The organism is Actinophytocola sp. (assembly GCF_035712165.1).
In the GTDB taxonomy this organism is placed as follows: domain Bacteria; phylum Actinomycetota; class Actinomycetes; order Mycobacteriales; family Pseudonocardiaceae; genus DASYTH01.
In genome coordinates this window covers 1-7,904 of record NZ_DASTBH010000551.1, presented here as the reverse complement: position 1 = coordinate 7,904, position 7,904 = coordinate 1, and the positions used below count along the sequence as shown (strand labels likewise).

At 71.6% G+C, this 7,904-nt stretch carries 9 protein-coding genes; 5 read left to right on the top strand and 4 right to left on the bottom strand.

Annotated features, from left to right (window positions below):
• From pgk to VFO68_RS31190, 4 genes are all read left to right on the top strand, one after another.
• The coding region (gene pgk, locus VFO68_RS31205) for a phosphoglycerate kinase (RefSeq protein ID WP_325162007.1) at nt 1–310 on the top strand (310 nt) is incomplete at its 5' end.
• Nucleotides 307–1,092, top strand: coding sequence for a triose-phosphate isomerase (tpiA, locus tag VFO68_RS31200; protein ID WP_325162006.1), 786 nt, complete (start codon nt 307–309; stop codon nt 1,090–1,092). The genes pgk and tpiA, both read left to right, overlap by 4 nt.
• 88 nt (nt 1,093–1,180) lie before the next feature.
• A complete protein-coding gene (gene secG / locus VFO68_RS31195; RefSeq protein ID WP_325162005.1) occupies nt 1,181–1,414 on the top strand; it encodes a preprotein translocase subunit SecG in 234 nt (77 codons plus the stop codon).
• Nucleotides 1,415–1,474: 60 nt separating this feature from the next.
• Nucleotides 1,475–1,816, top strand: coding sequence for an RNA polymerase-binding protein RbpA (locus tag VFO68_RS31190; protein ID WP_325162004.1), 342 nt, complete (start codon nt 1,475–1,477; stop codon nt 1,814–1,816).
• Between the two features lie 2 nt (nt 1,817–1,818).
• Here the strand turns inward: VFO68_RS31190 and VFO68_RS31185 are convergent, their stop codons facing one another.
• Complete coding sequence (locus tag VFO68_RS31185; RefSeq protein ID WP_414635608.1) at nt 1,819–2,997, bottom strand: sensor histidine kinase; 1,179 nt, start codon at nt 2,995–2,997, stop codon at nt 1,819–1,821.
• 215 nt (nt 2,998–3,212) lie between these two features.
• On the opposite strand from VFO68_RS31185, the gene pabB reads away from it, so the two are divergent.
• Nucleotides 3,213–4,649 carry an aminodeoxychorismate synthase component I gene (pabB, locus tag VFO68_RS31180; protein ID WP_325162002.1) on the top strand — a complete coding sequence of 479 codons (1,437 nt, stop codon included), beginning with the start codon at nt 3,213–3,215 and terminating at the stop codon, nt 4,647–4,649.
• A gap of 49 nt (nt 4,650–4,698) precedes the next feature.
• Here pabB and pgl read toward each other — a convergent pair whose 3' ends face one another.
• From pgl to zwf, 3 genes are all read right to left on the bottom strand, one after another.
• Nucleotides 4,699–5,478 carry a 6-phosphogluconolactonase gene (gene pgl / locus VFO68_RS31175; protein WP_325162001.1) on the bottom strand — a complete coding sequence of 260 codons (780 nt, stop codon included), beginning with the start codon at nt 5,476–5,478 and terminating at the stop codon, nt 4,699–4,701.
• Nucleotides 5,475–6,425 (bottom strand): glucose-6-phosphate dehydrogenase assembly protein OpcA, encoded by a 951-nt coding sequence (gene opcA / locus VFO68_RS31170; protein ID WP_325162000.1) that lies wholly within the window; start codon nt 6,423–6,425, stop codon nt 5,475–5,477. Before opcA ends, pgl begins: the two co-directional genes overlap by 4 nt.
• Before the next feature lie 124 nt (nt 6,426–6,549).
• Nucleotides 6,550–7,904 (bottom strand): glucose-6-phosphate dehydrogenase (gene zwf, locus VFO68_RS31165; protein ID WP_325161999.1); only part of this gene is annotated, 1,355 nt, incomplete at its 5' end.

The window sequence follows — 7,904 nt, the reverse complement described above, 5'->3', positions numbered from 1 at the left end:
CCTGGACATCGGCCCGGACACGGTGCGCGCGTTCGCCGGGGCGCTGGCCGAGGCCGGCACGGTGTTCTGGAACGGCCCGATGGGCGTGTTCGAGCTGGCCCCGTTCGCCGACGGCACCCGGGGCGTCGCGCAGGCCATCGCCGACTCGTCGGCCTACAGCGTGGTCGGCGGCGGCGACTCGGCGGCCGCGGTGCGCCAGCTCGGGCTCCCCGAGGACAAGTTCTCGCACATCTCCACCGGCGGGGGAGCGTCCCTGGAGTTCCTGGAGGGCAAGGAACTTCCGGGTATCAGTGTTCTGGAGGGCTCATGACCCGGCAGCCACTCATCGCCGGCAACTGGAAGATGAACCTCAACCACCTCGAGGCCATCGCGCTGGTGCAGAAGCTCGCCTTCTCGTTGCCGGAGAAGTACTTCGCCAAGGTCGAGGTCGCGGTGCTGCCGCCGTTCACCGCCCTGCGCAGCGTGCAGACGCTGGTGGACGGCGACAAGCTGCTGCTGCGCTACGGCGCGCAGGACCTCTCGCCGCACGACTCCGGCGCCTACACCGGGGACGTGTCCGGCCCGATGCTGGCCAAGCTGGGCTGCGGTTACGTGACGGTCGGCCACTCCGAGCGGCGCGAGTACCACGCCGAGGACGACGAACTGGTCGGCGCGAAGGTGCGGGCGGCGCTGCGCAACGGCATCACCCCGATCCTGTGCGTGGGGGAGCGGATCGAGGTGCGCGAGCAGGGCACCCATGTCGAGCACTGCAACGCCCAGCTGATCGCCGCGCTCAAGGGCCTGAAGGCCGAGCAGGTGACCGGCGTGGTGATCGCCTACGAGCCGGTGTGGGCGATCGGCACCGGGCGGGTGGCCACCCCGGCCGACGCCCAGGAGGTGTGCCAGGCGCTGCGCGCCCAGCTCGCGGACAAGTACGGCCAGTCGGTGGCCGACGAGGTCCGGGTGCTCTACGGCGGCTCGGTGAAGTCCGGCAACATCGGCGAGCTGATCGCCCAGGACGACATCGACGGCGCGCTCGTCGGCGGGGCCAGCCTGGACGCCGAGGACTTCGCCAAGCTCTGCGCGCTGGCGGCGGGCGGCCCACTTCCATGACCCAAAACCGGACCGTTGGTCGAACCGCCGCGGTCCACCAGGTAGCCTGTGCCTGCTACGGCTTTCTGTGTCCAACAGCGAGGATGAGATGGTTCTTGCCCTGCAGATCCTTTTGATCGTGTGCAGCGTGCTGCTGGTCCTGCTGGTGCTGCTGCACCGCGGTCGGGGCGGCGGCCTGTCCTCGCTGTTCGGCGGCGGGATGCAGTCCAGCCTGTCGGGGTCGAGCGTCGCGGAGAAGAACCTCGACCGGGCCACCTTGTTCGTCGGCGCGGTCTGGGTCATCTGTGTGATCGGCCTCGGCCTGTTGATCAAGATCGCCTAGAGCTCAGCTCACAACAACACGATTCCTGCTGTGAACCACGTGGTGGGGGTGTGAAAGTCGATGGCCGGAGGTAACGCGATCCGGGGTACCCGGGTCGGCGCGGGGCCGATGGGCGAATCAGAACGCGGGGAGTCCGCTCCTCGTCGCAGGGTGTCCTACTGGTGCGCGAACGGGCATGAGTCACGGCCGTCCTTCGCGCTTGACGCGGAGGAGCCTGAGTCGTGGGACTGCCCGCGGTGTGGGCTGCCCGGCGGGCGCAACCAGGAGGACCCGCCGGACGCTCCGCGTAACGAGCCCTACAAGACGCACCTGGCGTATGTGAAGGAGCGTCGCTCGGACGCCGACGGCGAGGCGATCCTCGCCGAGGCGCTGGCGAAGCTGCGCGGCCAGCGCGACATCTGAGCTCAGGGCCGGAGCTCGATCGGGTAGGTCGCCTCGACCCGGAACCCGCCCTCGGGCGTGGGTCCGGCTTCGAACGTTCCGCCGAGCAGCCCGGTGCGCTCCCGCAGGCCCAGCAGGCCGTGCCCACCGGAGGGCAGGCCGGAGGCCCGGGTGCGCGGCCGGTCGTTGCGGACCTCGACGTAGAGCGTGTCCTGGCGGGTCTCGACGCGCACCGTGGCGGCCGCGCCCACCGCGTGCTTGCGCACGTTGGTCAGCGCCTCCTGCACGGTCCGGTAGGCCGCCCGGGACACCGGCGCCGGCACCAGCTCGGGGCTCGCCACCATGTCCAGGTCGACCTCGATGTCGAAGTCCTTGGCCAGCGTGGTCAGCTCGTCCAGCCCAGGCTGGGTGTCCTCCTCGGCGAGCCCGGACCGCAGCACCCCGACCAGGTTGCGCAGCTCCTCCAGGGTTCGGGTGGACAGCTCCCGGATGGTGGTCGCCGACTGGCGCGCCTCCTCGTCGCGCGCCGACACCTGTAACGCCCCGGCCTGCATCGCGATCAGCGTGACCTGGTGCGACACCATGTCGTGCATCTCCCGGGCCAGCCGGGCCCGCTCCGTCGACCGGATCGTCTCGGCCTGTAACCGGGACTCCCGGTCCCGGCTCTCGGCGAGCTGGGCGATCCGGTCGGACAGCTCCTGCCGGGCCAGGATCAGGAACGCCAGGGCGACCGGCATCCCGGCGACGATCACTCCGTAGATCGCGGCCAGCACGTGCTCCCGCCAGGTCTGGGCGAGGAAGTCCTCCCACGGCCACAGCACGAACCGGCCACACCAGACCAGCCCGGCGCCGACGGCGGTCTGCCAGCTCACCTTGTACCGGTAGGCCAGCGTGCCGAGCACGATCATCGCGGCGAGCTGCGCCCATCCGGCCAGGAACCCCGGGAAGACCAGCAGCATCGCCACGAAGGGGAAGTGCCGCCGGAGCAGCGTCGCGGCGACCGAGATCCAGGACAGCCAGATCGAGTAGGTCTCGGCCTTCTCCGGGGTGACCAGCCAGACGTCCAGTGCCGCCACGGCAAGCACGAGCACGTCGGAGGCGATGCCCCGAACCAGCCGGCTGCTGCGCACCCACGCCAGGGTGCGGTCCACCGCCGACTGTCCGGCGGGGGAGGTGTCGGCCTCCCGTGCCTCATCGGCCATGCTGTCGTTCGTGGTGAACGTCTGGGTGACCAGGGGGACTCCTCCCGGGTCCGGGCCGGTGGACGGCTGGTCGGCGTCCGCGCGGCGGGTCGGCAACGTGACGCGGCCCAGTCGGGCCGGCTGACGCTGTGGCTGCGACACGGATCGGCCTCCAAGGTGCTCACTACGCGGGTAGACAGACCGATGGTGCAAATGGGACGAGCGGGGAGCGGAAAATGTGCGAAGGTAAATCGCGCGCCGGATCCCGGCTCCGGCTGCTCGTCGAGCGGATCAGCATCGTCGCCTCTCCGGAACTGGTGTTCGATCAACTCTATCGGCATTCGTCGCACGCGTTCTGGTTGGATGGCGCCGACCTGTCCCGGTTCGCCTTCCTCGGCGACGCCTCCGGCCCGCTGGCCCGGGTGGCCCGCGCTGACGTGTGGTCCGGCACCGTAGGGATTACCTCCGCGACCGGCGAGCACACCATCGCGTCGGGATTTTTCGACTGGCTCCAGCGCGATCTCGCCGAGCACGCGGTCGACCCGCCCGACCTGCCGTTCGGCTTCTGCCTCGGCTGGGTCGGCTACCTCGGTTACGAGCTCAAGGCGGAGTGCGAGGGCAGCCGCGCGCACCGGTCCGCCGACCCGGACGCATACCTGATCTTCGTCGACCGCGGGCTGGCGTTCGACCGGGACACCGGCGCGGTGTACCTGCTGGCCCTGGCGCCGGCCGGCGACGACACGGCGGCGCGCGGCTGGCTCACCCGAACCCGGGACCGGCTGGCGGTACTGGCCGGGCGGACCGCGCCGGACGCCGCGGCGCTCCGGGCGGAGGTCGGCGAGGTCGGGCTGCGTCATGACCGGAATTCTTACCTGAAGATGATCGCCGACTGTCTGACCGCGATCGAGCGCGGCGAGTCCTACGAGATCTGCCTGACCAACATGACGAGCGTGGCCGCCGCGATCGACCCGTGGCCCGCCTACCGGGCGCTGCGCCGCGCCAGCCCGGCGCCGTTCGGCGCGCTGCTTCGGCTGGGGGAGATGTCGGTGCTGAGCACCTCGCCGGAGCGGTTCCTGTCGGTGTCGGCGGACGGGGCGGTGGAGTCGCGGCCCATCAAGGGCACCCGGCCGCGCGGGTCCGACCCGGAGCAGGACGCCCGGCTCCGGCGGGATCTCGCCACCAGCGTGAAGGACCGCGCCGAGAACCTCATGATCGTCGACCTGGTGCGCAACGATCTCGGCCGGTGCGCCGAGGTCGGTTCGGTGCACGTGACCCGGATCTTCGAGGTGCAGACCTATGCGACCGTGCATCAGCTGGTGAGCACCATCCGGGCCACGCTCGCGGCGGACCGCACGGCGATCGACTGCGTCCGCGCGGCCTTCCCGGGCGGCTCGATGACCGGTGCGCCGAAGATCCGCACCATGGAGCTCATCGACGACCTGGAGGCCGGGCCGCGCGGCGTGTACTCCGGCGCCCTCGGCTACTTCTCGCTGTCCGGCGCGGTCGACCTGAGCATCGTCATCCGCACCCTGGTGGTGCGTCCGGACGGCGCCACGTTCGGCGTCGGCGGCGCGATCGTCGCCGACTCCGACCCGGACGCCGAGTTCGAGGAGACAGCGGTGAAGGCCACCCCCATGCTCACCCTCCTCGGCATCCCCTTCCCTGGCCGCTAGTTGGCTGGGTGCCGTCACGGTCCCCTGAGGTTGCCGTTGGTCGGCCGGGTCAGGCCAGCGGGGGAGAGTGGACGCCGGGGACCTTGGCGGCGGCGGGGCGGTCGAGCAGCCACAGGGTGCGGCGCTGGCCGCGGGCGCCGGAGGCGGGGACCTGGATCTCGCCCGCGCCGCCGAGCGCCATGGCCACGGCCGCGGCCTTGGTCGGACCGGTGGTCATCAGCCATACCTCGGCGGCCCGCCGGATGGCCGGCAGGGTCAGGGTGATCCTGGTCGGCGGTGGCTTGGGACAGCCGTGCACCGCGACCACCGTGCGGTCGGTCTCGTAGACCGCGGGCGAGGCCGGGAACACCGACGCGGTGTGCCCCTCGCCGCCCACCCCCAGCAGGCACACGTCGAAGGCCGGCACCGGGCCGTGGTCCTCGGGCATGGCCGCGGCCGCGAGCACCTCGGCGTAGGCGTCGGCGGCGGCCTCCGGGTCGTCGCCGAACCTGCCGTCCGAGGGCTCCGGCACGTGCACCCGGTCCGGCCGCACCGGCACATGGTCGAGCAGCGCGGCGCGGGCCTGGGTCTCGTTGCGGTCGGGATGCCCGGCCGGGAGGAACCGCTCGTCCCCCCAGTACAGGTCCACCCGGGACCAGTCGATCGCGTCCCGGGCCGGCGTCGCCCGCAACTGATCGAGCACGGCGATCCCGGTGCCGCCGCCGGTCAGCACCAGCGACGCCGAGCCGCGGGCGGCCTGGGCGTCGACCAGCCGGGTCACCAGGCGGGCCGCCGTGGCGGCCGCCAGCAACTCGGCGTTGGCGTAGACGACCACCTGAGGGCTGCTCATGAACCCGACCGGCTCTTGTGGGCCACCCGACCCCGGGTGACCTTGCTGAGCCCGGTCAGCGCGGAGGAGTAGATCTCGTCGGCATCCAGCCGGCGCAGCTCCTCGGCGATGCACTCGGCCACCGGCCGCCGGGCCAGCGCGACCCGCCGGGGTGGCTGGCCGGGCTGGGTGAGCGTGCCGATCCGCCCGTCCGGCCGGTACAGCTCGATGCTGCCGGACCGCCGCTGCAGCTCGGCCGAGACGATGCCCTCGCCCTCGGTGCTCTTACCGCGCCGCACCGGCACCTTCAGCCGGGCCGCGAGCCAACCGGCCAGCAGGTCGGCCGACGGTGAGTTGGGGTCACCGACCACCGACGCCCCGGTCACCCGGTCGTAGGGCGGCAGGTCGAGCGCGGCGGCCAGCAGCGCCCGCCAGTGCGTGATCCGCGCCCAGGCCAGGTCCGAGTCGCCCTGCGTGTAGGACTTGGTGCGCGCGTCGAGCGCCCGCAGCGGGTTGCGGTCGTTGGCCGCATCGGTGATCCGCCGGGCGGCCAGCCTGCCGATCGGGTCGCTGGCCGGCACGGCCGGCGCGTCGTAGGGCCACCAGGCCACCACCGGCGCGTCCGGCAGCAGCAGCGGCACCACACAGCTGTCGCCGTGGTCGGCCAGCTGGCCGTACAGCCGCAGCACGATGACCTCGCTGGCCCCGGCGTCCCCGCCGACCCGGATCTGCGCGTCCAGCCGGTTGGCGGCTTTCTTCGCCCCCCGGGCGACCATGATCACCCGGCACGGGTGCTCGCGGCTGGCGTCGTTGGCGGCGTCGATGACCTCCTCGGTGCGCGCGTCGTCGTCGGTGACGATCACCAGGGTGAGCACCCGGCTCAGTGCGTTCACCCCGCCCTGCTCCCGCAGGTGCACCAGCTTGCTGTTGACCTGCGACGTGGTCGTCGCCGGCAGGTCGATGATCACAGTGGCCTCCAGTTCGCTCCCGCTCGGCCGCCCTGGCGCCGGCTTCCTTCGTGCGCTGCTCGCGCCTCGTTCCTCGGCGCCGCGCTGCTCCTCAGTCCAGCCGGCACCGCGGCCGCGCTCCCGCTCACGGACGCCTCCAGTTCCGGCCGCTGCGGCCGAGCATCTCGTCGGCGGACTCCGGGCCCCAGGTGCCGGCCGGGTAGGGCTCCGGTTGGCCGTGCTTGGCCCAGTAGTCCAGGACCGGGTCGAGGATCGCCCAGGACAGCTCGACCTCCTGGCTGTTCGGGAACAGCGAGGGCTCGCCGAGCAGCACGTCGAGCAGCAGCCGTTCGTAGGCCTCGGGGGAGGACTCGGTGAACGCGTGCCCGTAGCTGAAGTCCATCGAGACGTCGCGGACCTCCATCGCGTTGCCCGGCACCTTGGAGCCGAACCGCAATGTCACACCCTCGTCCGGCTGCACCCGCACCACCAGCGCGTTCTGGCCGAGCTCCTCGGTGGCGGTGTCGTCGAAGGGCAGGTGCGGGGCGCGCTTGAACACCACCGCGATCTCGGTGACCCGCCGGCCCAGCCGCTTGCCGGTGCGCAGGTAGAACGGCACCCCGGCCCATCGCCGGGTGTGCACGGCCAGCGTGATCGCGGCATAGGTCTCGGTGGTCGAGTCCTTGGCGAAGCCCTCCTCCTCGAGCAGCCCGGGCACCTGCTGCCCGCCCTGCCAGCCGCCGGTGTACTGGCCGCGCGCGGTCGTCTCGGCCAGCGGCGCGATCGGGCGGGTGGCCTCCAGAATCTTGATCTTCTCGGCCCGCAGCGCGGTGGGCCGGAACGAGATCGGCTCCTCCATCGCGGTCAGCGCGAGCAACTGCAGCAGGTGGTTCTGGATCACGTCCCGGGCCGCGCCGATCCCGTCGTAGTACCCGGCCCGGCCGCCGAGGCCGATGTCCTCGGCCATGGTGATCTGCACGTGGTCGACGTAGTTGGAGTTCCAGAGCGGCTCGAACATCTCGTTGGCGAACCTCATCGCCAGGATGTTCTGCACCGTCTCCTTACCGAGGTAGTGGTCGATCCGGAAGATCGACTCCGACGGGAAGGCCTCGGACAGGGTGGCCTGGAGCTCCTTGGCCGACTGGAGGTCGTGACCGAAGGGCTTCTCGATCACCACCCGACGCCAGGCGTTGGGGCTCTTGTCGACCATGTCGTGCTCCTTGAGCTGGTCGACGACCATGCCGAAGAAGCCAGGCGGGATCGCCAGGTAGAACGCGTGGTTGCCGCCGGTGCCGCGCACCACGTCGAGCTCGTCGAGGGTGCGCCGCAGGTTGCCGAAGGCGATGTCGTCGTCGAAGTTGCCCGGCACGAACCGGAACCCCTCGGCGAGCTGCTTCCAGACCTCCTCGCGGAACTCCGTGCGGGCATAGGTCTTCACCGAGTCGTGCACGATCGCGGCGAAGTCCTGGTTGGCCCAGTCGCGACGGGCGTAGCCCACCA

Excerpts from the sequence above, each read along its gene's own strand:
- tpiA (WP_325162006.1), top strand. The coding sequence starts at position 307 with ATGACCCGGCAGCCACTCATCGCCGGCAACTGGAAGATGAACCTCAAC.
- secG (WP_325162005.1), top strand. The coding sequence starts at position 1,181 with ATGGTTCTTGCCCTGCAGATCCTTTTGATCGTGTGCAGCGTGCTGCTG.
- VFO68_RS31190 (WP_325162004.1), top strand. The coding sequence starts at position 1,475 with ATGGCCGGAGGTAACGCGATCCGGGGTACCCGGGTCGGCGCGGGGCCG.
- VFO68_RS31185 (WP_414635608.1), bottom strand. The coding sequence starts at position 2,997 with ATGGCCGATGAGGCACGGGAGGCCGACACCTCCCCCGCCGGACAGTCG.
- pabB (WP_325162002.1), top strand. The coding sequence starts at position 3,213 with ATGTGCGAAGGTAAATCGCGCGCCGGATCCCGGCTCCGGCTGCTCGTC.
- pgl (WP_325162001.1), bottom strand. The coding sequence starts at position 5,478 with ATGAGCAGCCCTCAGGTGGTCGTCTACGCCAACGCCGAGTTGCTGGCG.